This window comes from Vibrio sp. CDRSL-10 TSBA (assembly GCA_039696685.1).
Taxonomy (GTDB): domain Bacteria; phylum Pseudomonadota; class Gammaproteobacteria; order Enterobacterales; family Vibrionaceae; genus Vibrio.
Window position 1 is genome coordinate 258,547 of the sequence record CP155565.1, and the last position, 25,784, is coordinate 284,330.

General features: G+C 46.2%; 13 protein-coding genes, 2 tRNA genes and 6 pseudogenes. 11 read left to right on the forward strand and 10 right to left on the reverse strand.

Going from position 1 to position 25,784, the window contains the following annotated elements; genetic code table 11:
- Positions 1-15: 15 nt before the first annotated feature.
- Positions 16-297 carry a hypothetical protein gene (locus ABDK09_01280; protein XAW88085.1) on the reverse strand — a complete coding sequence of 94 codons (282 nt, stop codon included), beginning with the start codon at positions 295-297 and terminating at the stop codon, positions 16-18.
- Between the two features lie 621 nt (positions 298-918).
- On the opposite strand from ABDK09_01280, the gene ABDK09_01285 reads away from it, so the two are divergent.
- Positions 919-1,590, forward strand: a complete 672-nt coding sequence (locus ABDK09_01285; GenBank protein XAW88086.1) for a thioredoxin domain-containing protein — start codon at positions 919-921, stop codon at positions 1,588-1,590.
- Between the two features lie 1,281 nt (positions 1,591-2,871).
- Positions 2,872-5,928 (forward strand): NEW3 domain-containing protein, encoded by a 3,057-nt coding sequence (locus ABDK09_01290; protein XAW88087.1) that lies wholly within the window; start codon positions 2,872-2,874, stop codon positions 5,926-5,928.
- Positions 5,929-6,191: 263 nt separating this feature from the next.
- On the opposite strand, the gene ABDK09_01295 is transcribed toward ABDK09_01290, so the two are convergent.
- Together ABDK09_01295 and ABDK09_01300 are read right to left on the reverse strand one after the other, a co-directional pair.
- Complete coding sequence (locus ABDK09_01295; GenBank protein ID XAW88088.1) at positions 6,192-8,249, reverse strand: hypothetical protein; 2,058 nt, start codon at positions 8,247-8,249, stop codon at positions 6,192-6,194.
- A gap of 761 nt (positions 8,250-9,010) precedes the next feature.
- A pseudogene (locus tag ABDK09_01300) lies at positions 9,011-9,902 on the reverse strand (IS5 family transposase).
- 241 nt (positions 9,903-10,143) lie between these two features.
- On the opposite strand from ABDK09_01300, the gene ABDK09_01305 reads away from it, so the two are divergent.
- The 3 genes from ABDK09_01305 to ABDK09_01315 all read left to right on the forward strand — a co-directional run bounded on the left by ABDK09_01305 (position 10,144) and on the right by ABDK09_01315 (position 12,252).
- A complete protein-coding gene (locus ABDK09_01305) occupies positions 10,144-11,541 on the forward strand; it encodes a diguanylate cyclase (protein XAW88089.1) in 1,398 nt (465 codons plus the stop codon).
- Between the two features lie 521 nt (positions 11,542-12,062).
- Positions 12,063-12,149 (forward strand) — tRNA-Leu (locus tag ABDK09_01310).
- 29 nt (positions 12,150-12,178) lie between these two features.
- A tRNA-Cys gene (locus tag ABDK09_01315) sits at positions 12,179-12,252 on the forward strand.
- A gap of 146 nt (positions 12,253-12,398) precedes the next feature.
- Here the strand turns inward: ABDK09_01315 and ABDK09_01320 are convergent.
- The 3 genes and pseudogenes from ABDK09_01320 to ABDK09_01330 form a co-directional block, all read right to left on the reverse strand.
- A pseudogene (locus ABDK09_01320) lies at positions 12,399-14,004 on the reverse strand (BCCT family transporter).
- Between the two features lie 1,339 nt (positions 14,005-15,343).
- Complete coding sequence (locus tag ABDK09_01325; protein XAW88500.1) at positions 15,344-15,544, reverse strand: helix-turn-helix domain-containing protein; 201 nt, start codon at positions 15,542-15,544, stop codon at positions 15,344-15,346.
- A 7-nt stretch (positions 15,545-15,551) separates the two neighbouring features.
- Positions 15,552-16,427, reverse strand: a complete 876-nt coding sequence (locus ABDK09_01330) for a hypothetical protein (protein ID XAW88090.1) — start codon at positions 16,425-16,427, stop codon at positions 15,552-15,554.
- Positions 16,428-16,681: 254 nt separating this feature from the next.
- Between ABDK09_01330 and ABDK09_01335 the strand changes: the two genes are divergently transcribed.
- The 5 genes and pseudogenes from ABDK09_01335 to cobA all read left to right on the forward strand — a co-directional run bounded on the left by ABDK09_01335 (position 16,682) and on the right by cobA (position 22,388).
- Complete coding sequence (locus ABDK09_01335; GenBank protein XAW88091.1) at positions 16,682-17,209, forward strand: hypothetical protein; 528 nt, start codon at positions 16,682-16,684, stop codon at positions 17,207-17,209.
- 350 nt (positions 17,210-17,559) lie between these two features.
- Positions 17,560-20,137, forward strand: a pseudogene (gene nirB / locus ABDK09_01340) (nitrite reductase large subunit NirB).
- Positions 20,134-20,461 (forward strand): annotated as a pseudogene (gene nirD / locus ABDK09_01345) (nitrite reductase small subunit NirD). The pseudogenes nirB and nirD overlap by 4 nt, the downstream one beginning before the upstream one ends.
- Before the next feature lie 126 nt (positions 20,462-20,587).
- Positions 20,588-21,437, forward strand: a pseudogene (locus ABDK09_01350) (formate/nitrite transporter family protein).
- Positions 21,438-21,626: 189 nt separating this feature from the next.
- Positions 21,627-22,388 (forward strand): uroporphyrinogen-III C-methyltransferase, encoded by a 762-nt coding sequence (cobA, locus tag ABDK09_01355; GenBank protein ID XAW88092.1) that lies wholly within the window; start codon positions 21,627-21,629, stop codon positions 22,386-22,388.
- 26 nt (positions 22,389-22,414) lie between these two features.
- Here the strand turns inward: cobA and ABDK09_01360 are convergent, their stop codons facing one another.
- Entirely contained in the window at positions 22,415-22,852 is a 438-nt protein-coding gene (locus ABDK09_01360; protein ID XAW88093.1) for a DUF4174 domain-containing protein, read from the reverse strand.
- A gap of 152 nt (positions 22,853-23,004) precedes the next feature.
- Between ABDK09_01360 and ABDK09_01365 the strand changes: the two genes are divergently transcribed.
- The gene (locus ABDK09_01365) at positions 23,005-23,478 is read left to right on the forward strand and encodes an NYN domain-containing protein (GenBank protein XAW88094.1); all 474 of its coding nucleotides are present in this window, start codon (positions 23,005-23,007) and stop codon (positions 23,476-23,478) included.
- Here the strand turns inward: ABDK09_01365 and ABDK09_01370 are convergent.
- The 3 genes and pseudogenes from ABDK09_01370 to trxC all read right to left on the reverse strand — a co-directional run bounded on the left by ABDK09_01370 (position 23,467) and on the right by trxC (position 25,686).
- Positions 23,467-23,670: a DUF2986 domain-containing protein gene (locus tag ABDK09_01370; GenBank protein ID XAW88095.1), complete on the reverse strand. Its 204-nt coding sequence runs from the start codon at positions 23,668-23,670 to the stop codon at positions 23,467-23,469. The two genes, ABDK09_01365 and ABDK09_01370, sit on opposite strands and share 12 nt — an antisense overlap.
- A gap of 230 nt (positions 23,671-23,900) precedes the next feature.
- A pseudogene (locus ABDK09_01375) lies at positions 23,901-24,972 on the reverse strand (MFS transporter).
- Positions 24,973-25,251: 279 nt separating this feature from the next.
- Complete coding sequence (gene trxC, locus ABDK09_01380; protein ID XAW88096.1) at positions 25,252-25,686, reverse strand: thioredoxin TrxC; 435 nt, start codon at positions 25,684-25,686, stop codon at positions 25,252-25,254.
- Positions 25,687-25,784: the final 98 nt, after the last annotated feature.

A 25,784-nucleotide genomic window follows, 5' to 3' on the forward strand; every position in this document is an offset into this window, starting at 1 on the left:
ATCCCGCAACTGACACTAACAACACAATTTAATCTTGAAGCCAGAGATTGAGCCACGTGATGTGCCAGCAGTTTCTTCTTTGTGCCCCAGTACACATATCACAGATGTCGATGCGCTGACTTTATCCGGATCATTCAGGCTGGCTCTGGGCTGAGCCAGCGCTGTTGCACCGATGTGCGCTTGATCACCACCGTATATCGCGACCATTAAGTCTCGACCGACGTGCAGTACGGTCATATTGACTTCAATCCCACTTCTCTGCTTGCTTAAAGAGTAAGAGACGTGTTGCTGACTCATGGATAATGACCTCCTTTAGGTATGAATTCATAAGCGCATACGTGCTCGAAATTATCTGTTTATCAATCAGATGATAATCAGTATTCGACGGTTTTACACAAAAAATAGCGTTTATTTAGACTACGGCCGTACTGGCTGAGTGTAAATAGTTAAACAAAATAATGAATTAAAGTCTTTTGATTTAAATCATGTTTTTATTATTGGTAGCTTTGTTGCTGTCAATTAAATGCATAACGAATAGTCATTTGGGTTGTGACCAGAGATAAGCGAGGCTGAGATATAACCAGTCACCATATACAAAGTCCCTCATGTTATTTTCATCGACAGTTAACCTGATAGTTAAAGGGTAAATTGACTAATCGGAGAGCCTTAACAATACTCTTGATGTTGGTTTGAAATAAGTCTCTAGCAAACAATAACTTAAAATTAAGTTAAGTTACTAAATAGCATCATAAAAGTAACGAATGCACAGAGTTTTACAGAGTATTGTTGATATGAATTATAGAAATTAAGCGCACTATTTTATTATTGATGATGCTTAATTTTCGCTGGATACAGATTCAAACGAGACAGGACTACAGGTACATCATATTCACTATGTTTAATAGTGGGGGACTGGACATGATACGGCATAGTACAAAAATTGTGGTTTCTTTATCTGTGTTACTGTTTGCCTTTGGTTGTCAGCCAAAGCAGGATGAGCAAATGAAATCAGAGATGGAGCAGTTAAAGCAGCAGATAACGCAGTTAACAGAAGATGTGAAAAAGATAAATGACAATGTAGAGAAAATAGATAAGGTGGTATTCAAGCCCAAATATAAAACTCTACCCAATCAAGATAATGTGTTTGCTGATGAGCAAACACCGAGTTTAGGTAGCAGTGACGCTAAAATTGCGATTGTTGAGTTCTCCGATTTTCAATGTCCATACTGTAAGCGTTTCTCTGACAATACTTTTGAACAGTTAAAAACAAATTATATTGATACCGGTAAAGTAAAATATATTGCCCGTGATTTTCCATTGAGTTTCCACCCTCAAGCTAAGGGAGCAGCCGTTGCTGCATTGTGTAGTTTCCAGCAGGATGCTTACTGGCCGATGCGTGCTTTGCTGTTCAACAACGTGAAGCAGTTAGGTAATGAACTGTATCAACAGTCTGCTTCTGAGTTAGAACTGGATAAAGAGAAATTTGATAATTGCCTTTCTGATCAAGACGTAATGAAAAAAGTAGAGCAGGATATGGCTCTGGGGAGTTCATTGGGGGTACGAGGAAACGCCAAGCTTTCTGGTAGGTAAAGTTGAAAACGGTCAATTGATAGAACCTCAGTTAGTTGTTGGGGCGCAGCAGTATGCAGTATTTGCTGAGTTACTCGATAGCTTGGATGATACAGACAAAAAAGAATAAATATAAGAAATAGCGTAAGGCAGCCTTTCAAGGCTGCCTTTTTTGTCTTTGTTTAATATATTAAATTGTTCATCTATTATTAAGTTTAATATGATTTTTTAATATTTTCGGGTCTATTAATTATAAAATAAATGTAATAATTATCTTAATGTTCAATTTAATTTAATATCCCCCCCCCCTCCCCCCGAATATATTAGCTTAAACAATTAATGGTATGAAATTCTGTATGAGATTAATTATATAATCCAATATGCAACTAATAACATCTTTTAAATCGGGAGTATGTTTCACTAGTGTTAATAAAATGATCTAAAGTCATAAAATTGACGAATTACCCATAGTGTCAAATTAATGTCATTATTTTTCCATCTTTATGATTATTAATATTTAGATGACAAAGAAAAGAGGTCAACACTCGAGTAGTTGTTCTAATTTCATATGATCTTATAAAGCACTTAAATTAACATTTTATTATCTGTTCTATCTTGATGATTTATGTGAGTTTTTAAATTATTGACATTTCTATGAATAAATTTGATTGAATTTTAATCGATTCGTTTGGTAGTATTCTTTTCGAATTACAACGCCGGACACAAGGTTGGAGTCAATTCAATGTCTCTGGTGAGGTTAAATGTTTAACCAGTTTTATATGAATGCCATGCTCAGAGAATCATATTAAATTGAAAGTCGGAAAATTGTTTTTGGCAGTTTTTGGTTGAATTTAATTTGATATTTTATGTGTGTCAGTAAGTTATGAAAACTTGACTGGTAGCCAGGCACAGATGGACCGGGATGATATATGTATATACGTTTATAGCGTTTGTATGCATTTAGAATAAATAAATTTCAGTGAACAGACAGGCAAGTCCGCAGCACTTTTAGAGTGCTCGTTGTGCCGCCCCTGTTTAGAAACACACGGTATCTGTTGTTATGCCCCTGTTGTGTTTCCCGAAACTAAAGCGTTTTACCTTAACTCAATGTCTGCGTGCCAGGCATGACTCATTCTGTTCGGCATAATGGTTAAGTGTTAAAAAGTATTTAAATTCAAATTATTAACTTAAATTTCGTTGCTGATATATGGATGCGTTTTAGCTTGTCCACGGGCTTGGTGTTTGTGTGAACTAAGGCTTTCATATCCGGCATTAATTATTAAATCCTGAGAAACTAAAAGTATGTTTAATCTCCATTTTAATTTCCGTGATGACGCTGTGCGCAGCAGTAAGCAAGCATCCGCACTGTTGCTCAGTGCCTTTTCTTTGTTGTTTATCGTTCCCTTCGCCAGCGCTTCTCAGGTTCATCAAGATCATGGCGCGAGCCAAAGCCATTATGAAGATTTGTCTGGTCAGAATTACGGCCAGCAGATTGCGCAACAAAATCGCCTGCAAGCCAAAGCTGAGACTCAGGAATTGCTCGATTCGCTGAACGCTTACCGTAGCGCTGACAAAGCCGATAAAAAGTCGGCGCTTAATCAGATGGTTAGCCTGGCTAAACAACGTAAAGACTATTTAAAGCAGTTGATGGAATCCGATCCAGCGGCTGTGGCCGGCGCGGTGTTGACTGCAGCCGAACGGCAGCAGATGCCAGAAGCAGTTTCGCGATATCTGGAGCAAAAAAAGACTCTGGATGGTGAGCTGGAAGTTTTCTATGAAGATTACGAAGATCACAGCAAAAGCCGTCTGCGTCATATTTTGAAAACGGCAAATGGTCGTGTTGAGTTGCACATGGCGGAAAAGTCAGCAGCGCAGTCGTTTTCTAGCGGGGAAAAAGTTCGTGCACATGGTTGGAGATTTGATAGTAGCGAGGAAAGCAGTAATTCTTTGGTGCTTGAAAATGATGCCCAAGCATTAGCTTTGTTGGCGCAGGACGGTGCGTCCGCAACAACGGGTAGTTCCGCATCCACAAACACTTTTGGTGAACAGCGTACTTTGGTGATGCTGATTAACTTCCAGGACAATATTCAGGAACCTTGGACTGCGCAAGAAACGCAAGATTTGGTTTTCGGGCCTGTCAGTGACTATTACAAAGAGAACTCTGATGGTCGTACTTGGCTAACCGGGGATGTTGTCGGGTATTATACTTTGCCGATTGATTCGACTTGTGATTCCTGGGATATCTATGTCAATACGAAACAGATGGCCGAAGATAGTGGTGTCGATGTAAGTAGTTATCAACGTTTAGTCTACATCTTCCCTAAGAACAGCAGTTGTGGCTGGACAGGCATGGGTACTCTGGGGGGAACTCAGACACGTGCTTATATCAATGGCTCTTTTACCATGAATACTATTGGTCATGAATTGGGGCATAACTTCGGTCTATATCATGCTGAATATCTTGATTGTAAAAATGAAATCATAGGAGATGGCTGTCTAGCGATTACCTACGGCGACACAATGGATATTATGGGCGCATATGGTGTTGAAGGTCATTTTAATACATTTAACAAAGAACAATTGGGATGGTTGTCTACCGATTCAGGTGACATTGTAGAAGCTGACACAGAAGCTAGCTACATTATCGACCCATTAGAGACTGCTCTAAGCGGTTCTGCTAAAGGAATTAAGATTCCGCGTGGAATTGACTCTGAAACCGGTCAGCAGCAATGGTACTACGTTGAATATCGTCAGGCGATTGGATTTGATAGTTTCCTCAGTACTAAACCTGGTGTAACTAATGGTGTGGTGATACACCGTTCACCGGAGTCAAGTACTCGCGGTAGCCAACTATTGGACATGACCCCACAAAGTAGCCTGTTTGATCTGGATGATGCCGCTCTTTTGACCGGAAATAGTTTTACTGACTCCGATGCTGGAATCACAATTACTACTGAATGGGCTGACAGCACTGGAGCCAGTGTGCATGTGAGCTTTACTCAAGCGATATGCTCATCATCGAGCCCTGGAGTCTCTGTTGTTGCAAACCAAAGCTCGGTATTGGCTGGTGATACGGCAAGTTATAGCGTAACTGTCGTGAATAACGATAGTGATAGTTGTGCAGCAACCAATTACAACGTGTCTGCGGAGGTTCCGGATGGTTGGCTAAGCACCAGTTCAGTTGTTTCTCTGGCTGCCGGAGCAACTAAGACAGTGACGCTGAATGTTACTCCATCAGACAAGGTGGCTGAAGGAAGCTATAGTCTTTCCTTTAATGCCGTCAATGGCTCTGACAGTAGTGATACGGGGAGTGCAGTATCTAATCTCACGATTGATGCTCCTGTTGAACAATGTGTACCGGGTAATCCAGTATTGTCTTTGACTACCAGTCAAACAGGAGCGGTTGCAGCTGGAACGACAGTGAGTTATACCGCAACAGTAACGAATAAAGACAGCATGAGCTGTGAGTCTTCAACGGTAGATCTAGTTGCAAATGTCCCGACTGGGTGGATCGCAGACAGTCGAAGCGTAGCACTAGCTCCGGGCCAGTCTGCTTCAGTTAATCTGAGCGTGACGTCACCGGAGACTGCATCTGAAGGTGTGTACCCATTCGATGTGTATACTTATAACACCGCAGATATTGCTTATAACAGTAGTGCTGAGAGCAGTTATACCGTCGCGGCTCCCGAAGCCCTGTGTGTAGCATCTGCACCACGTATCTCGGTTGCCTCTGTGAGTGGTGATGTACCAGCAGGTAGCACGGTGACTTATAATGTGACCGTAACTAACCAGAACAGTACTGACTGTGAAGCGACAAGCTACAATGTGTCTGCTCAGGCACCGTTAGGATGGAGTAGCACTAGTGGTACCGTTTCATTGGCTTCAGGCCAGAGTAGCACCATGCAAATCGCGCTGACATCAGCCACGACTGCACTCAATGGAACATATAATATTTCAGTGATTGCTCAAAGTACGACCGATAGCAGTGTTGTCAGCAATAGTTTGCTAAGTTATGTCGTGGCAAATCCGGTGAATAATGCGCCCCTGGCCGTAAATGACAATGTCGTATTGCCTGCCAAAGATCCGACGTTAATTAATGTACTGGCCAACGATAGTGACCCGGATGGTGACGTTTTGACTATTAGTGGAGTGACTCAAGGGGCCAAGGGAGCGGTTGAAATGACTGCCAATGGACAGCTGTTGTATACGCCTGCCAAGAACTTTAAAGGCAGCGATAGCTTTAACTATACCATTACAGACGGGGACAAAACCGCAACAGCCACGGTGTATATTGGTATGGACAGTTCTTCTGTTGATAATTCCGGACCGGGCAACAATAACGGTAAGGGAAAAAAATAACCAGTTAGCAGGTTTGAACCTGATTGATTGCTAAAGAGAACAAGAAAAGGCGATGATAGGTATCATCGCCTTTTTGTTACTTTCTCGTAGGTAAACAGTCTTAGAAGCTTGATATTGCTTTGACTTAACGTTACCCCTATGGCGCTAACGCCGGTTCGTTAGTCTGAATTTGAATACCAATGGTACTGGCTTCTACGTTTCCTTCATCATCAGAGACTTCTATATCCACGGAATTAAGCAGGCTGATGTTACCATCAGCAGGATCAAATCCTGGTAATAGTTTTATGGTAAAGGCACATTCGTAAAGACCTCCGGGAGCCAGAAACTGCACCTGTTGTGCAGAAGTCTGGTGATACGACAGTGTCATAACTGCTGAGACTTGCTTCATCAAGAATAACGAAGTTTACGTTGTCTGTTGCACCGTCTGTAATCGCCATACCAGCAAAGTTCATGGTATCGATAGTCATGTTATCGACATTACCATTTATAATACGAACAAACGCGGTCGCTTTCATGGCAAACTCCGGAGTTAACTGCAGAGGGAGATCCAAGAAAGTCACGGTAGCATCGTCAGCATCCGATACGTCCAAGCCGTCTTCGTCTGTACCGTAAATAGTCGCGACGTTGACGTGCTCATCACCTGCATTACCTTGCAGTTGCAATGTAATCGTACAGCTATCAGTTTCACCCGGTGCGAGTGTGACAGGAAGTGCAGAACATTGACTGGTCAGATCGCCGAATCTATCGTCGACTAACTGGTCGAAAGTGACGTCATCAACGGTAGGATTACCCATACTGTCTACAGTTTTGACACTGAAGGTAAAGGTATATTCTACGTCGCGATAGACAGTAGGATCGTCGCCGGTCTCATCCACTGAGGTTGGGTTTGCCTCTTTGATTAATTCAACCACAGATGGGACGTCGCGAATAGAGACTGTCCATGAGTCTGAGTGCATTGCCTCATCACTTTCATTGTCAACCGCAACGGCTTTAACGACGTTAGTGACAGATTCACCCTGATTTCCTCCCACATATTGCGTGAAAGTACAGGTATAAGCATTAGCTGCACCGTTATCAATGTAGCCACCGGTGGCACAAGTCCCCATTCCGTTGAGATCTGTAACAACAGCTCCTATGGTGTCTGTCAAAGTAGTCAGTTTCACTGGAGAGTCAAAGTCCTGAGAGGTATTGGTGACTTTCACTGTATAGGTTACGTTTGCTCCAGGTTCCAGGACTTCGTCTGTGTTAGCGGTTTTCTCGACTTCAATGGTCGGTGGAACATTGGTGACTTGTACTGTTCTTTCCACACTACAATGTTCGCCAGCAGCAGAAGTACCAACCCCTGCAGGACAGGTTTCTCCGTTGGTCACCGGATCACCGTTCTTATCTTGCATAGTGACTTTGACCACGTCTTTGTAAAGTTCCGGGCTCTGGTCATCTGGTAGATCGGTATCCACAATATGGACTGTAAATTGACAGCTGTAGGTACCACTAGGCGCTATTTCTAGCAAAGGTGAACCCACTGTACAGTTCGTCGCGGTTAGATAGACACCGTCACTGCCAGGTGAGGATGTAGCACCCCATAAATTCAGCGTTTGATCGTAGCTGCCATCACCGTTGATATCGATTTCATCAGTAACGGAGCTCAGATACAGAGATGTTTGACTATTAGGGTTAGTGAAGCTGAGGTTAAATGTGTATGTACCACCTGGCTCTGGGCGAGTCGTTGGATTACCTTCAGTTTTCACAATGACTGGTGGTGTAGGTTTGATGAATACGTCGATGTTAAACGTATCACAGTTACATTTAGATTTGGTGTTTGGAATCTGACCAGGATACGGATCTTCTTGAATGGTACAGTTATCTCGCTCTTGGTTATCCCACGCCGCACAGTAAGTAAAGTCTGCACGATTATCACCGTCAGCATCCTCACAGAGCATGGTAATGGTTTCGTTTTCCAAAACGTAAGTATCCGAACCCAATGCTTTAGTGATGTCGCCACAGACATCCCCATCCAGGTCTGCATCAGCATCATAGCCGCTATCGCCTGGTATCGGCAAAATCATACTACAGTTATCACCGCCATCCTGAACAACCTGTGGGCTGTCTTCCGTTAACGGCAGGTAAAAGGTAGTGTCATAACGTTCATTTGCGTTAGTACGTACCGTGACATCAGCATTGAATGAAAATACTTGTCCCGGAGTACACTCTGCGTTTGGATCCGTTGGAGTAACCTGAGTGATTTCCACATCATTCGCAGTACAGTTCAGCGCATCCTGAGGCAGAGAGTTGCCAGGCTTCATCAGGTATGCGTCAGCCATACAGGCTACTTGGTCCAAATTTGGATAAGCACCTGCATTCGCTGGCGAAGACTTCGTTAACCCATACAGGGCTGCCGTACTCATCAAACCAATACTGAGTATTCTGATAAGTCGGCTATGTATTAAGCGTTCCATCATTTACCTTCTTTTCTCATTTGAAAATTGATAAAAGGGCTCTTTGAATGTTCGATATCCTGTCTGACCGTTGATGTCAGCGTGGATACTGGACAAGCTAACTCCTATGCCCTTTGTCCCAAGGCAACGGCCCGGTGTGATTACTGATCACTTACGTCTATAGGGGAGTTGCCAACTGACCACTTCGGGAGCAAGAAATGAACCAAGAGTTATCTCATTGATTTTTAATAATTATTATTAATATGATGGTGTAGATAAACAGGTAGGTGAACACATTGTTAACAAATGTGTCATTATTTATTATTGAAAATACTGGAATATGACTTTTAAATCATAAGATTAAGAAAAAGCTAAACTAACTGTAAGCCCCTGACGGTTAAGTTTACAGTTGAACACTTTTGGTTTTTGGTGGAAAGCATGTTCCCAGTGCGCATGTGGATATCATCATTGATCCAGGATAATGAGTCATCTGCGCCTCAAGGTTGGTGGTGAAGAGGGGCTATTTTCTGACACTGTTTTTTATTCAGAATCCGGGCGTGGCAAAGAAAGCGATGCCTTGTTATCCACATTGTGGGCTTTGTTGCGGAATTCAACTTGAGAGCGAACACTAGCTAAATCGTTTGTATTTAAACGATATACTGGGTTTCGGGTATGCCTATCCCTGTTAGCTTGTTGAGTGCTTTGATCATGGCGTATGTTTCCCCAACCTGTGCGTTGTAATTTCGAAACGTGAGTGAAGCGCCTAGTAGCTGTTTTACGCGATACATAGCGGTCTCCGACAATGAACGCCTGTGGTAGCCATACTTTCGTTTCCACTTTTTGTTCGAACCATAGAGCTTTTGGCAACCAACCGCCAGATTACGTGGATGCCCCTTTTCCCAGAAGGCGGCTCCTTCACGTGGAGGGATTAGAGGTATCGCTTTCTTAACCCTAATCGCCCTGTGGCACTCCAAGTATCGTATGCGCCATCTCCCGAAATTTCCTTGATGGATCGGCGTGTTTGTTTGAGTAAATTTGGGAGTACTTCCGCGTCTGTCACGCCTGAAAGTGTCAGTATCAACAGCAAGATGGAGTTTACGCCAGACTCGACGCTTACCATCGGTTTCCGTGCTTTTTCACTTTCCATTCACCCTCACCGTATACCTTGAGCCCAGTAGCATCAATAGCTAGGTGTTGGATGGCGCCTCGTGATGAGGCTTTGAAATTAATCTCAACATCCTTAGCTCGGCGACTGATGCAAGTATAGTGGGGACAAACCAATGGGACGTTAGCCAATCTAAAAACAGAGTCGATAAAGCCTTGTAGCGCCCTTAATGGTAAGGAAAAAATGCGCTTTACCATGAGAGCAGTCGTGATAGCGAGATCACTAAACAATCTTGGTCTACCACGTTTATCCTGTTTAGATTGTTTCCACTCAGTTATGGCCTCTTCGTCAATCCAAAACGTGAGTGAACCTCTGTTGATCAAGGAGTTATTATACTTGCACCAGTTAGTGGTTTTGTAGCGAGGCTTCGGCATGAAATCAAAGTCAGTGAACGAATGTCCCTGATCTGATCGTAATATTCTGATTTAGTTCATTCGATTTCCGCAACAAGGCCCTCGAGCAGTCCAAAGTCATCAACTGAGTAAAGGGTTACTATGTTTTTAATTTTATGGACTAATTTACTCGATTCTTACATAGAAAATTGGAATCAGTGTAGAGTAGTCATTTTTTACAGAAGGTATACTATAAGTAGATAACATATCTGGGAGTTACAAAATGGATTGTAAACTTTATTCTGATTCAGCAGATTACCTTTCTGGTTTGGTTTGGGGATTAGAGTTTGTTGAACAAGCTGCAGTGGTCGCATCCCTTGAACGAGAGGTGCTAGGATTGAATAAAAAAGCCCGACAACTGTTTGGTTATGAATCTGATGAGATAGTAGGTTCTTCGACATCTATTCTCTACCAGAACCTTAGCGATTTCGACTCCATGGGAAAGACGCGATATTATTCAACGGGCGCCCAGGATGCCGGTGACATCATCGTCGACTACAAGAGCAAATCTGGTCGAGTATTCCTTGGTAAAACGAGTGGTGGAGTCATAAAGAATAAAAAGGGCGCTAGCATTGGTTTTATTGCATTGATTAGTGATGAATCCGCTAGATTGGCTGTTGAAGATGCGCTGAATAAATTGCACACAATTACGTCATCTCGACAACTGAGTTTTAAAGAGCGAGTTGATGAAATACTGAAGTTGGGGAATGATCTATTTAAACTGCCTATCGGTATATTTAGTAAAATTCAGGGGGATGAATATACGATAAGGCAGGCTACTCATCCAGATGACTTGCTGGATGAAGGAATGACATTCAATTTGGAGGGGACCTACTGCTCGCACGTTTATGCAGCGAATGATGTTCAAGGGTTCAATCACGTATCTCAGAGTCGAATTTCGACTCACCCGTGTTTTAAAAATTTTGGTTTGGAAGCCTATATAGGCTGTCCTATTTTCGTGGATGGTGAACGATATGGAACTCTTAATTTTTCGAGTGATAGTCCTTGTAGACCTTTTGTAAGGCAAGATTTTGAATTGGTTAAACTATTCTCCGATTGGATAGGGCATGAATTAGCGAGGCAACGTGACATCAACGCTTTGAAAGATGCTAGTAAAGAGATGGAATCAATAGCTAATACGGATAGCCTAACTGGTTTAAAAAATCGGAGGTTTATGGAGGAAGCGCTGAAACACCTGATAGTAAATGGTGTTGAACGGCAGGCTCCTCTTGCTGTAGCGATTATTGACTTTGACCATTTCAAATTACTAAATGACAAGTATGGCCACTCTGCGGGTGATGAAGCCTTAACATCATTTGGAAAACTGGCGCGTACAATTTCGAGGAAATCCGATATTTATGGCAGGTGGGGTGGGGAAGAATTTGTCGCTGTCTTTCCCGGTCTTGACCTCAAAGATGCAGAAAAGGTACTACTACGTTTGACGAAAAAGTTAAAAGCACTTTCACTGTCAGCACCGGCAGAAGATGCTGTGTTAACTGTAAGTATCGGTTTAACATCTTTAAGAATGGAAGATACTTCTGATAGCCTGATACAGAGAGCGGATAAGCTTCTCTATGAAGCAAAAGAAAATGGTCGCGATCAAATTCAAACCGGTGAATGAACTGTAATTGCTGAAACCACCGATGTTTTTTCGAGAGTAACTTTTACATTCAACACCGACTAAGCAACTAAATATCTGTCGAGATGACCTTAATGTATATTGTTTTTTCCAAGCATACAGGTGGGGTGAACAATGTCCTGAGTCGGGCCGTATTGGATGTGACGTGTGGCAAATGGACGACAATCCTAATTAAAGGTTTTTATTAAGGTTCTGTGTCCGCTTGCTGTCCACAAATTTGACACCAATCTCCGGTAGGCTTCCGGTTTCTACCACAAAGGACGCTGGATCTGTGATGCCGAATAGTGCATGACTAACCACGTGCCGGACTTCTTAGCTGACAACCTTGCGCCCAATCATTATCCACATTGTGCGTTAAATAATCCCATTGGCACGTTTGTTGTTCAGTCAGTTGATAAATATCAAATTTCTTGTTGACCTGAAAACTCAATCCGTTAAAGTACACCTCGTTCTCACGGCACAGGTCGTCAGAACAGATGGTGTGACCATCGCTTGATTGAGTTGCCCTGGTGGTGAAATTGGTAGACACAAGGGATTTAAAATCCCTCGACTTTCGAGTTGTGCCGGTTCAAGTCCGGCCCGGGGCACCATCAATCAACCTATCACCATCTACTATTGAGGCGCGTTGGCAGAGTGGCCATGCAGCGGATTGCAAATCCGTGGACCTCGGTTCGACTCCGGGACGCGCCTCCATTCTCTTCTTTATTGTGAAGAACTATATGACCAGCATAAAGCTGGTTTTTTTGTATCTGACGTTCAGAAACCGCTACGAGCTTGCATGAAAAAGGCCAGCATAAGCTGACCTTTGTCTGTTTACCTTTTTGCATTTCTATCGCGAGTTAAGATTTAACCGCGATGGCTTGGTTATCGTAGACATGGTACTCAGAGCGCAGCCCCTTCACCAAGCTTACACACATCACTAGCAGCACGATGCTGAACGGCAGAGCAGTAGCAACCACACCCGATTGCAATGCTTGCAGCGCTTCCTTGCCGCCAACCCAAAGCATCACCGCCGCGATTGCGCCTTCGACGCTCGCCCAGAAAATACGTTGTGGTACCGGGGCATCGATTTTACCGCCGGCGGTAATGCTGTCGATGACCAGTGAGCCTGAATCTGATGAGGTAATAAAGAAGATCAGGATCAATACGACAGAAATTATCGAGATTGCCGTGCCATAGGGCAGTTGCTCGTAGACCTGGAACAAGGTCAGCGAGATATCGATCAGACCATTGGCTCCCAGCTCACCCACTTTATTGGCGACCTGATCAAGCGCGATGCCACCATAAATAGCCATCCAGAGCAGTGTCAGTAGAGTAGGGACAAAAATCACCGCAAACAGGAACTCACGCACGGTACGACCACGAGATACGCGGGCGATGAACATACCGACAAATGGTGACCATGAGATCCACCACGCCCAGTAGAATACGGTCCAGCCGTGCATCCATACTTCATCATCACGGCCATACGGGTAGCTCAGTGGAAGAATATGTTCGACATAAGCTTTCAACGTGAAAGGAATGGATTCAACAGTCAGATTGAACGTGACGGCGATGATGAACACCAAGAGTGCAAAAGCGAACACCATGTTGACGTTACTCAGCACTTTAACGCCGCCATCGATACCACGAATCACCGAAATAATCGCAATCAGTGTGACGAACACGATGACCGACAACTGCATACCGATCCCGCCATCGGTGCCAAACACGTAGTTCATTCCGCTGGTGGCCTGCTGAGCCCCCAGGCCTAATGAGGTCGCAAGACCAAACAGGGTCGCCAGAACAGCCATAATATCAATCGCGTGTCCTGTCCAACCCCAGGCGCGATCGCCAAGTACCGGATAAAAAACGCTGCGCAGCGACAGAGGTAAGCCTTTGTTAAAGGCGAAGAAGGCCAGCGCCAGTGCAACAATGGCGTACATCGCCCAGCCATGGATCCCCCAGTGGAACATGGTCGCACCCATCGCGAGAGATTTTGCTTCCGGGGTGTTTCGGGGCCACATTAAACGGTGTACCCCACCAGTCGGTATAATATGCGGTTGGCTCAGCGACGCTCCAGAACAGCAAACCGATACCCATACCTGCGGCAAATAACATCGAAAACCAGGATGCACGGGAGTGATCCGGCGTTGCTTCTTTGCCGCCGATACGGATCTTACCTAAAGGAGAGATCATGATGATAAAGGTAAAGAGAACGAAAAAGTTGGCGACCCACATAAACAGCGAATCAAACTGTTCGATGATGCCATTTTTCAAAGCGTTTAATGACTCTTTAGCGGTTTCCGGTCCGACAAGTAATAGCGTGGCCAGGAAAACGAGAATGAGGCCAGCGCTGATGCCAAAAACCGGGTTATGTACATCAAAGCCCCATTTTTGAACATTGTCCTGACCGACCTGATAGTCAGTGGTTTCTATACTGTATTTTTTTAAAGCATCTTCCATAAAGGTTAACTCAAATTGTTTTGTGTTCAATGTATGGTAAGCCGGTCCATTTAGCTAAACCCTACGTGCAATTAATTAAATAATTAGTACACAAATGAAAATTCATGGCGAAAATTGTAGCCTCATTGTGCTGTGCAAGTCAAATTTGGTGATTTCATGCAGGTTTTTATCCAATTTAGATGGCTTTGAGGTTAGCCTAAAGTGTTGTATACGAAACATTAGTCTTCGTTGTACTGCATTGTATAGCCAAACTGAGTGAATTATTGAGCGGTAGCCCGGAACTCATCATTCGTGGCTGTTGCTTACCCGGATGTACCGAAAGGTTTAAGGGGTTATCGTACTGAGTAACCCGTAGTGGGTGATTGTCTGAATGCGACATTACTGCCTTCCAAATGACGCAAATGTCTTTCAGTTCAAGGAATTGGCTGTCAAATCACAAAAAACAGGTGGGTCAGTGAATGGCGTTGTCTAAAGTGCGGCCTATTTGAATAAAAAAAAAAGCAGGGCCGTGGCGGCCCTGAAAGAAGTGATGGAATACTACATATGATTACCAACCGCGGCAGATAGGCTCATCCAAGCAGGGCTCGTTACCGTCACGGCCTTGATCTGATGTGGTTATCACGACGCTATTTAGCAGTCCGGTTGATGATTCATGTGGTTGAGCGACAGCAATACTGGCTCCGAAACTAGAAATCACCAGTGCAACTGCCAGAACTAATGCTTTTAAACTTATACTTTTCATGACCTTATCTCCTAGATTCTCGCGACCTTAGCGCGTCGCGTTCTCATTACACGCCTTAATGACAGGTGATAAAAACGTCTAATTGAATCAAATACCGGTTGGTAAAAGCTTTGATACAGTCCTGCCGATAAGCCTGTTAACTCGTACGGAGCAAATGTTGATCCAGATCATAATTTATTGAAAATACTTAAAAGGGAGAGTGGTCAAAGTGTCCAGGTTACAACTAATGGTGTGACACATTGTGTACAGACCGGGAAACAATATGTAGGCGAATTTTTTGAAATAATCATATTGTACATAGAGTTAGAATAAATGCTTTTAGACTCTCAAAGGTGTAACACCTGTAACATTAGCAAGTGACAGATGTTACACCTTTGCGGTGAGTGACAATGAATGACCTGCTGATTAAATAACAGAGTGAGTATCCCCTTCCTACTTGAAGCTGCAGCGGTGTTGGCTGCATTCGTTCACCCCAATCACATAGTGTCTCTATGCTCATGGGGATTCACTCATTTTCCGCCTACCTGCAACTCCAAGTTGTTTGGTTATAGATAACTGTGTGAGTAAAGGAGGGAGCCGGAGCTGTGATAACGGGATTCATTTTTCAGTAAGCTCAGAGTCGATGTTCAGGCGGTAACCGACACCTCTGACGGTTTCTATCATGTTTGACTGATCTGCCAGTTTACGCCGCAGCGAAACGATAATGGTATCGACGACATTACTTGCGCCCTCGTAATGGATTCCCCACACCTGCTCCAGTAAAGCCTTTCTGCTGACCACATTGCCCTGATAAGTCATTAACACGTTAAGAAACGCCATTTTCTAATGGTGTTAAATCGACTTTGTTACCAGCCAACTGCAGTTGCCTCTGCGCCGGGATAAACCAGGTGAGTGGGGATGACCTATTTTGTTTCATCCAAAGCCGGGATCGATACTGCAGGCGTCTGTAGCGGTGCGGATCTCTGGCCTGCAGATGAGAGTTAACCAGTTGGGTGATAAGCGGTGAAAGAGACAGTCCCTCATGATGGTGCTCAATAGCCCAGTGCCGGCTTAACTGATGATAATCGCAGGGGCCGAGCTTATTTTCGCTGATGTATGCCAAACCAGGCTCACTCATGTGCGATACAAAGGTGAATGGCTCCAGATTCTTCAGGATGGCGATATCCTCTTGGTTAGGAAAAAAATAGTTGATGAGCAGATGAATCAGTGCAAAACAATCGGTGTACGCCGGGTTATCAGGGTTAAACACACTGGCATTAGCGCAAAGAATATTGAGCACCGCCGGATGGCCTTGTGCTAACTGCTGAATGTGTCCGGCAATGGGTTGCGATACATTAAGTGAAGTGATGTAGTGATGGGCATGCCGGCTTGCTAGTGGTTGCAGAGTGAGGCTGTGAAAATGGTGGTTGAACGGTTTGGCTGTCATCCAGTCCAAGCCTGGTTGTGCCCGGCCTGCGATGATTAGCTTACCCGGCGGTAAAGCTGCCTGATAAGCTGCTTGCCTAATCCAGGGTTCGAGTTCAGGCGTACAATCGATGTGATCAACGATCAGCACAGATTGGAGCGTGGTTTGACGGAGTAACGCCGCCAGCTTGGTTTTTAACGTCTCGGTTGTGTTATGGCTTTGCAGTTTCTTTATGGCAATCAATAACGTGGCAGGAGTCAGGGCAGTGGCGAGCAAACTCTGCCAATAAGGTTGTCTTACCGACGCCTTTCATGCCATGGACAAATATGATGTCACTTTGTATCGAATTCAGACAATTCTGAAGCGAGCGGAGCTCTTGCTGCCGGCTCGCTAAACGCTCATAAGCCATGGTTTTCCGCCCGTTGAACTGGGTTTAGCGGCATCTCATCAAAATCTCATCAAATTACCATCAATAGATTTATCAATAGTGCTTAAGTTTATTGATGTAAAGCGAGTGAGGAGGAACTCCGATGAGATTAACTCGGTTATCGGCATGTGCTCTGGCTGTGGTTGCTGCCTCTGCGTCGGCTGATATGGATGAAAAAATCCAGCGGGCAGAAAGCGCCGCACACAGTGATTTAAGCTCAATGGCAACGATTGTCGATACGGATGGCAGCGTGCTTAGAGAAGGAAACCATTGGCATTGTATGCCGGGCATTCCGGTGATGGAAGGCGACACTCATCCAATGTGTAATGATCCGGTATGGAGCGCTTTGCTGAAGGCTGCGGCTAAAGGTGAGCCGTTTGAAACTGACAAAATCGGCTTCTCTTACATGATGCAAGGCGACGCCATGGTCAGCAACGAAAGCCCGGCGGCGACCGACCCGAATGATGGTGGTGTGTGGGTTAAAGAAGGCCCCCATGTTATGATCGTAGGGCCTAAGGCGATATTAGAGGGTATCAGTGATGACCCATATAACGGCGGTCCTTATGTGATGTGGAAGGACACACCCTATGCGCACATCATGGTGCCACTGGATAACAAAACGAAACCTTAAGCAGTATAAGCAAGTCTGGTTCAGGGAGTATTGGGTTGCCGTCTGGCAACCCAATTTTTTGTATTGAACCTTTTTTTGCATTCAACCTTGGATGCGTTCAATTAATCTGGCTGGTTTGTAAAGCACAACGGCGAGTTGTTGTTATTTTCCAGCTCTGAAAGCAAAAGCGCAGAGAAATCGGCTCGCACCGGATACGGTTACCTTTACAAATCAGTTGTTGAACAGTTGTTAAATGCTTATCTACCCCTTTGGAGTAGTTTAATTCTGTAATTGATTTACATCATTAATTCATTTTCTTTCATAAATAACAATCCGGATTAACGAATTAAGACAATTATCTGGGAATCCGTATGAGCAAATTGAAGCTGGTCATCATAGGTAATGGCATGGTAGGCCATCGCTATCTTGAAGATCTTGTGGAGAAAATGGACGCCACTCAGTTAGAGGTGACCGTGTTCTGTGAAGAGCCACGCATTGCCTATGACCGAGTCCACCTATCTTCTTATTTTTCTCACCATACCGCAGAAGAGCTCTCTTTGGTCAGTACGGGCTTCTATGAGAAACATGGTATCCAAGTGCATGTTGGCGAGCGTGCCGTCAATATTAACCGTGAACAGCAGATCGTGTATTCCAGTTCGGGCCGTGAGGTTCACTATGACAAACTGGTTCTGGCGACTGGCTCGTATCCTTTTGTTCCGCCTATCAAAGGCAATGAAGGTAAAGACTGTTTTGTTTACCGCACGATTGAAGATCTCAAAGCGATTGAAGCCTGCGCCAAGAAAAGCCGCAGTGGTGTTGTGATTGGCGGCGGGCTGCTGGGACTGGAAGCGGCCGGTGCACTGAAAGCTTTGGGAATGCAAACTCATGTGGTCGAGTTTGCTCCGGTATTGATGGCAGAGCAGTTGGATTCGCAAGGTGGCTTACAACTGCGCAACAAAATCGAGCGTATGGGCGTGCAGGTTCACACCAGCAAGAACACTCTGGAAATCGTGGCGGGTGGCGAAGCGGCGCGTAATACCATGATGTTTGCAGACGGCACTCATCTTGAAGTGGATTTCATCGTATTCTCGGCCGGTATTCGTCCGCAGGACAAGTTGGCTCGTCAAATGGGGCTCGATATTGCGCCGCGAGGTGGTATTGCGATTAATGATCACTGCCAGACATCCGATCCCAGCATTTATGCCATTGGCGAATGTGCCTCCTGGAATCAGCAGTTTCTTTGGCTTGGTTGCTCCGGGCTACAAGATGGCAACCGTGGCGGTTGATCATCTGGCCGGCAATGACAGCAGCTTCAGCGGCGCGGATATGAGCGCCAAGCTGAAACTGCTGGGTGTGAAAGTCGGTTCGATTGGTGACGCTAACGGGCGTACACCGGGCTGTAAAAGTTACGTCTATCAGAATGAAGAGCAGGAAGTTTATAAACGCATTATCGTTTCTGAAGATGGTAAGAAACTGCTCGGTGCTGTTCTGGTTGGTGATACCGCAGACTATGGCGATCTGCTGCAACTTAAACTTAATGATATTGAATTACCCAAACATCCGGACACCTTGATCTTACCCGCTCATGCCGGAGCGGAAAAGCCGGCGCTGGGGGCTGATGCGCTGCCGGACAGTGCTGTGATCTGTTCCTGTTTTGATGTCACTAAAGGCAAGATTGCCCAAGCGGTAGCGCAAGGCTGCCATACGCTGGCCGCAGTCAAAGCTGAAACCGGGGCGGGGACCGGCTGTGGTGGCTGTATCCCGCTGGTGACTTCAGTGCTCAATGCTGAGCTTGCCAAGTCGGGTATCGAAGTGAAACGCGATATTTGTGAGCATTTTGCGTATTCACGTCAGGAGCTGTTTCATCTGATTCGCATTGAAGGACTGAAAAGTTTTGCCGAGGTACTGGAAAAGCACGGCCATGGATATGGGTGTGAAACCTGTAAACCCGCCATTGGTTCGATGCTTTCTTCTTGCTGGGGTGAGCACGTGCTGTCGCCGTCTCTGGTTGCTTTGCAGGATACCAATGACAACTTCCTGGGCAACATGCAAAAAGACGGCACCTATTCGGTGATACCGCGTATGGCAGGTGGTGAGGTGACACCTCAGGCTTTGGTTGTGCTGGCCAATGTCGCTGCTGAATATAATTTGTACACCAAAGTGACCGGTGCCCAGCGGATTGGTCTGTTCGGTGCGCAAAAAGATGACTTACCTGCTATCTGGCGCAAACTGCTGGAGGCCGGATTTGAAACCGGTCAGGCCTATGCCAAAGCGCTGCGCATGGCAAAAACCTGTGTGGGGTCAACCTGGTGCCGTTTCGGTGTCCAAGACAGCGTCGGTCTCGGCGTACTGATTGAAAATCGTTATAAGGGGATTCGTACGCCGCATAAAATGAAATTCGGCGTGTCTGGCTGTACCCGCGAATGTGCGGAAGCACAGGGTAAAGATCTCGGTATTATCGCGACGGATGCCGGTTGGAATATGTATGTGTGCGGAAACGGCGGGATGAAGCCGCGCCACGCCGATTTGCTGGCCAGCGACCTGGATCAGGCCACGCTGCTGCGCTATATCGACCGTTTTATGATGTTCTATATCCGCACCGCAGACAAACTGCAACGTACCTCCGTATGGCTGGAAAACATGGAAGGTGGTATCGACTATCTGCGTCAGGTGATTGTCGAGGATAAATTGGGAATCAACGAGCAGTTAGAAGCCGATGTCGCTCGTCTGGTGGATGAATATCAGTGTGAGTGGCAGGCAACCCTTGACAATCCTCAGCAGCTGAAACGTTTTTCTCACTTCATTAACAGTGAGTTACGTGATGACAATGTACTGTTTGTCGCACAGCGCGATCAGCATCGTCCGGCGACGTGGACGGAGAAACACGCCGACAGTGCAATTGCTCAGCGTGGTGACATTTTACATGTAGCTTTGGAGAATGAAGCATGAGTCAGTGGCTAAAAATTTGCGACATCAACGAGATTGTACCGGGAAACCGGAGTGTGTGCGCTGGTCAATGGCGAGCAGGTTGCCCTGTTTCGTCCCGGACAAGAAAGCAGTGTGGCGGCAATTGCTAACCTGGATCCTTTTGCTAAAGCGAACGTTTTGTCCCGTGGTCTTATCTGTGAACATCAGGGGGAACTGTGGGTCGCCAGTCCTTTGAAAAAACAGCGCTTTAATCTCACAACAGGTCTGTGTCTGGAAGACGAACGTTTCAGTGTTAAAACGTATGAGACGCGAGTCTGTGACGGCATGATAGAAGTCGCCCTGTAATATTGCCTGGCCACCTTCTCAACAAGGGGGTGGCCAAGATTGCACAGGCAAAGGATTCGTATCTCTGATCCCTTTACCTGTTCAATCTTCAACTTTTCAATTTAACTTTTCGATGGGGATACCTCTATGTCAGCACTTAAACCTGCAGAAATTGTTCAAACCATGGTTGATGTCGGCGAAGCAAAAATCAAAACCGGCACCCGGGATCTGATATTGCGCGGCATGATGGCCGGCATCATTTTGTCTCTGGCGGTCGTTGTTGCAATCACCACTATTACTCAAACCGGTCTGGGTATTGTCGGGGCATTGGTGTTCCCGGTCGGCTTTTGTATTCTGAGCCTGATGGGCTATGACCTGGTTACAGGCGTGTTTGGTCTGGCGCCTTTAGCAAAACTGGACAACCGCCCGGGTGTTACCTGGGGACGTGTACTGCGCTGCTGGGGCCTGGTCGGCTTGGGTAACCTGATTGGTTCTCTGATTGTTGCGGGCCTGATTGCACTCTCGCTGACCATGAATTTCAGTGTTGAGCCGAATGCGGTCGGTCAGAAATTTATCACGGTTGCCACCGCTCGTACCGTCGGGTTTGAAAACCTGGGTGCTGATGGCTGGATCACCTGTTTTGTGCGCGGTATTTTATGTAACCTGATGGTATGTCTGGGTGTGATTGGTAATATGACCTCTCGTTCAGTTGCGGGTAAAATTGTCGCCATGTGGCTGCCGATTTTTATCTTCTTCGCTCTGGTATTTGAACACGCCGTGGTGAATATGTTCCTGTTCCCGCTCGGTATGTTACTGGGCGCAGATTTTGGCATCGCGACCTGGCTGAACTTCAACCTGGTGCCGACTATTCTGGGTAATATTATTGGTGGTCTGCTGTTTACCTGCGTTTCCTCTTTACCTGACCCACGCCAAAACCGCACCTAAGCTGGATAATGAAACTGAACAAAGCGCGCAACCGGTATTGAGTTCGAAATAATCCGATGCAGGCTCTGCGTGAGCGGGGCCTGCTTTTCTCTGCTGGTGTTTCAGGTCATCTTTTGGCGTTGCGAGCTGGGGCGTGACGTTGCAGAGCGATGTTTTTCATGAGTTTAATTATAAAAGGTCATCAGGGTGATGCGTCGTATCAGTGACTTTTGATAATTGAATTTACTTTATAGGTTTAACGATGAGCGTGACTCAATCTTATCCGCAATCTTGTGGTTTTGTTTCTCTGGTCGGTGCCGGACCCGGTGACCCGGATTTGTTGACAGTGAAAGGACTGCGAGTTATCCAACAAGCGCAGGTTGTGGTGTATGACCGTCTGGTTTCGCAGGCCATCCTGGACTTAGCACCGGCCCAGGCAGAGCGCATTTATGTTGGTAAACAGCTTGATTTTCATTGCGTTCCCCAGCAGAAAATCAACCAGATTCTGGTGGATAAAGCGCAGCAAGGCCTGCACGTTGTACGACTGAAAGGAGGCGATTCTTTCATTTTTGGTCGCGGTGGTGAAGAGTTGGAAGTTCTGGCAGATCACCACATTGCCTATGAAGTGGTACCCGGAATTACGGCGGCAGCGGGGGCAACGGCTTATGCCGGTATTCCGCTTACTCATCGTGATCACGCGCAAAGTGTCCAGTTTATCACCGGACATCTGCAACAAGATGGTACCCCGATTAATTGGCAAGCCTTAGCGCAAAGTAACCAGACTCTGGTGTTTTATATGGGCCTCAAGCAGAGCCCGCACATCGCCGGTCAACTGATCAGCGGTGGTCTGGCTAAGGAGACTCAGTGTGCGATTATAGAGAAAGGCACCACGCCACAGCAGCGGGTATTGCGAGGTGAATTAGCTCAGTTGCCTGAATTGGCGTCACAGGCACAGAGCCCGGCATTAATTGTGGTCGGCAGCGTGACGGCTCTGCACGACAAACTGGTTTGGTTTGGCGCTTAACCGGATATGCAAGCTAAATACGATGGCTAGATCTGACAGCGACTGGATGAGCGTGCCATCTCCTGGCGCCGCATTGGCATCGCATCAATGGTTTGCTTGAGAGCGTCCCAGTCCGTGGTTTTTCCCCAGCGCATTTTTTCGCTGCCGTCTTTACCGACTAAAACTGCCGTGTGTCGGCCTGAAGGTACCCGATAAGCCAGCATTATATCCTGCAGGTCAAACTCATGTTTCAGCCAACCGGGCTGGCTGTACCCATCCTCGGTTATAATTATAGTGACAACGTCACGCTCTGTCAGTTCGCACTGGTGCATAAGGGTTTCTACTAAGAACTGGCGCACGTAGTTATCCTGAGTGGGGGCAAAATAGAGCACACTGCGATGAGACCACTGTTGTGAATAAAGTGGGTAAGCCTGAGAAACAACAGGGATGATAAGCAGAACAACAGCAAGTAGTGCAGATTTCATGGTTTACCTCCTGTGCTGCCGGGGTAGTGAATGGCTAAGGATTCCATGGGCTGAATGTGTTAAGGTCTTCCTTCCACACATAATCCAGCCCTTGCTGCACGTTTTTACGCGCAGGGCGCGGTTAAGTTCACTTTTTAAAGCAGACAGACACTATGCAAACCATCGCTATCCTGGTCGACGTTCAGAACGTTTACTACACCTGCAAGTCACGTTATCAGCAGCACTTTGACTATAATCACTTTTGGCAGAGCGTCACTCAGGGTCGTCATGTTCATCAGGCAAACGCCTATGCGATAGCCTCCACGGACAGTCGCCAGCGTCAGTTTCATCATATTTTGCGCGGTATCGGTTTTGAGGTGCAGCTTAAACCTTTCATCCAGCGTTCTGACGGTAGTGCCAAAGGCGACTGGGATGTGGGGATCACACTGGATGCGATTGAACTGGCAGCCGAAGTTGACACCATCGTGCTGGTCTCCGGTGACGGGGATTTCGATATTCTGGTGAAACGTATTCAGGACAAATACGGGAAAGACGTCGAGGTATACGGTGTGTCGGGGTTGACGGCTAAAAGTCTGATTGATGCCGCCAACCACTACGTGGCCATCGAGGGTGACTTACTGCTCTGACTGAGGCTCGGTCACTTCGCTCTCTTGGTGCTCAGGCGCTTGGGCTGCTTGCTCGGCTTGTGCCTGTTCGGCTTCAAGTTTGGCGCGCTCCGCTTTTGAAATGTAGCGCGGCTTGTTGCTGTTATGCAACTTAGCGTTCTGTTTTTTCAGTTTGGTTTTTAAAATTTGGTTAATGCGTTTTTTACGGTTCATCTCAGGCTCTGTGAGTCTAGGTTTTGAGGTGCGGAGCTTACTGGTTTTCGATGTGAAGCTCAACTATACAGAGTGGTTATTTATTGGGATCTCCTTCCCGATAAACCGCCCAGAGATCAGTCTAACCGCCGTCTCAGACAAGCGCAGAAATAACAAAGGCAAGCCGTGGCTTGCCTTTCATCTTTTTAACGCATTGCGCTTTAGCTGGCTTCATTCACCGCCAACCTGCCTTATTCTCCGGCCACCCATTGGCGCTTGGTTTTTACGCTCGACATCAGCATGTAAATGCAAGTTGCAAGCAGAATAACGAACAGGTAACCCAGCAGACCTTGTGTGTCTTGCATAAAGCTGTCTGCCAGTACCGGACCCAATACCGAGCCGATGCTGTAACTGAATAGCATCACCTGAGTTGCAGAGACAATGTAGCTTGCGTCAAGCTTGTCACAGCCAAGGTTAATCGCAATCGGGTAGATAGCAAACGTCGCCATGCCCAGCAGGAATAAACCCATCGCTAACATGTCTGCGCCCGGATTCAGCAGTGGCAATACGGTCGCACCGGCACCCAGCAGACTGAACAGAGCCATCAGCAGTTTACGACCCATAAATTTAGACATCCACGGTACCATTGGCTGGACTGCCATTGCACCCAGGATAATCAACGCCATTAATGTGCCGATATGGGTATGGCTGATGCCACGTTTTGCCAGTTCTACCGGCATCAGACCGTAAATTGCACCCAGCGTCAGGCCGGACACCAGACAACCGATAATTGCTGCGTGACTGAGTTTAAAAATTTGTTTCCATGACAGGCTGACACCATGCTGCGCCTGTGGCTGATCGGTTTTGCCGTAAATCAGTACCATCGATGCCATAACCAGCAGTGTGATGATGGCAAAGAAAGGAACACCACCGGAAACGCCCAGTACACCAATACCAAGCTGACCGATTGCAGTGCCGCCATACAAGGCAGCCATGTAAATACCCAGGCGCTTGGCACGGCCAGATTCGTTACCATGCAGTAACCAGGATTCAACCACGACGAAGACGCCCGCAACGGCAACGCCGGCGACAAAACGCGCAACAAGCCATGCTGTGGCATACGGCAGCACCGGCAGTGCAACAATCGAAATAATCAGTAATGCCAGACAACCCAGGAAACGCCAGACGGTGTCCCAGACGGTTAACAAACGGTTCCATAATCACCGCACCCAGCAGTAAACCTGAATAGAATACGCTGGCCATCCAGCTGGCCAGGGATGCTTCAAGCCCATAATCAGAAAGCATAAGAGGGATAAGACTCATCAGGTAGCCGGATGCTACCGCGTACAGTGACAGGGCGATCACTGGTACAGAAATTCGTTGGACAGAAACAGCAGAAGTACTCACGGAGTAGCCTCGAAAATAAGCAGGAACAGGGGGATTTCGCGGCGAATATGAAACTTATGATTTGAAAGGTAAAATGAAAAATTGTGATCTTTACGATTAATAAATTTTATCGAGGAGGCATTTAGCAAAAAGGGAAGTAAAGTTGGTATTCTCTAGCATAAAACACCAACTTTTAGCTAAATTTATAGGAATAAGTTATCTAACTAACGCTTGATTCAGCCATTGATCGAATTGCGATTTTGGCAACGCACCGTTGATCATATCGACCCTTTGTCCTTTCTTGAACACCATGATGGTCGGGATACTGCGGATCTGAAATTGAGCGGCTAACTGCTGCTGACTTTCGGTATCGATTTTGACAAAGCGAACTTCTCCTTTGCGCTCTTCAGCCACATCGGAAAATACCGGTGCGAAGCCGACACAAGGGTTACACCAGGGAGCCCAGAAGTCGACTACGACAGGCACATCGCTGTTAAGCAGTGCGCTGAAGTTAGCGATAGTACCTTCAAGCGGAGCGCCGTCCAGCAGCGAGGCCTGACATTTGCCGCAGCTCGGGCTTTCTGAAATACGGGTTTCCGGAACGCGGTTCATCGCATGGCATGCGGGACAGCGGGTATTAAATGTGGTCATAACTTCCTCTCAAATGTGACGCCCGGGTCACCCCTGTGATTTCGCCTTGGCAGCCAAATCGGCGTATACTTTCTTGAATTGATGCGATATTCGAATCC

Coding starts and splice junctions, on each gene's coding strand:
- ABDK09_01280 (XAW88085.1), bottom strand. CDS start 297: ATGAGTCAGCAACACGTCTCTTACTCTTTAAGCAAGCAGAGAAGTGGG.
- ABDK09_01285 (XAW88086.1), top strand. CDS start 919: ATGATACGGCATAGTACAAAAATTGTGGTTTCTTTATCTGTGTTACTG.
- ABDK09_01290 (XAW88087.1), top strand. CDS start 2,872: ATGTTTAATCTCCATTTTAATTTCCGTGATGACGCTGTGCGCAGCAGT.
- ABDK09_01295 (XAW88088.1), bottom strand. CDS start 8,249: ATGGCTGACGCATACCTGATGAAGCCTGGCAACTCTCTGCCTCAGGAT.
- ABDK09_01305 (XAW88089.1), top strand. CDS start 10,144: ATGGATTGTAAACTTTATTCTGATTCAGCAGATTACCTTTCTGGTTTG.
- ABDK09_01325 (XAW88500.1), bottom strand. CDS start 15,544: ATGACTTATCAGGGCAATGTGGTCAGCAGAAAGGCTTTACTGGAGCAG.
- ABDK09_01335 (XAW88091.1), top strand. CDS start 16,682: ATGAGATTAACTCGGTTATCGGCATGTGCTCTGGCTGTGGTTGCTGCC.
- cobA (XAW88092.1), top strand. CDS start 21,627: ATGAGCGTGACTCAATCTTATCCGCAATCTTGTGGTTTTGTTTCTCTG.
- ABDK09_01360 (XAW88093.1), bottom strand. CDS start 22,852: ATGAAATCTGCACTACTTGCTGTTGTTCTGCTTATCATCCCTGTTGTT.
- ABDK09_01365 (XAW88094.1), top strand. CDS start 23,005: ATGCAAACCATCGCTATCCTGGTCGACGTTCAGAACGTTTACTACACC.
- ABDK09_01370 (XAW88095.1), bottom strand. CDS start 23,670: ATGAACCGTAAAAAACGCATTAACCAAATTTTAAAAACCAAACTGAAA.
- trxC (XAW88096.1), bottom strand. CDS start 25,686: ATGACCACATTTAATACCCGCTGTCCCGCATGCCATGCGATGAACCGC.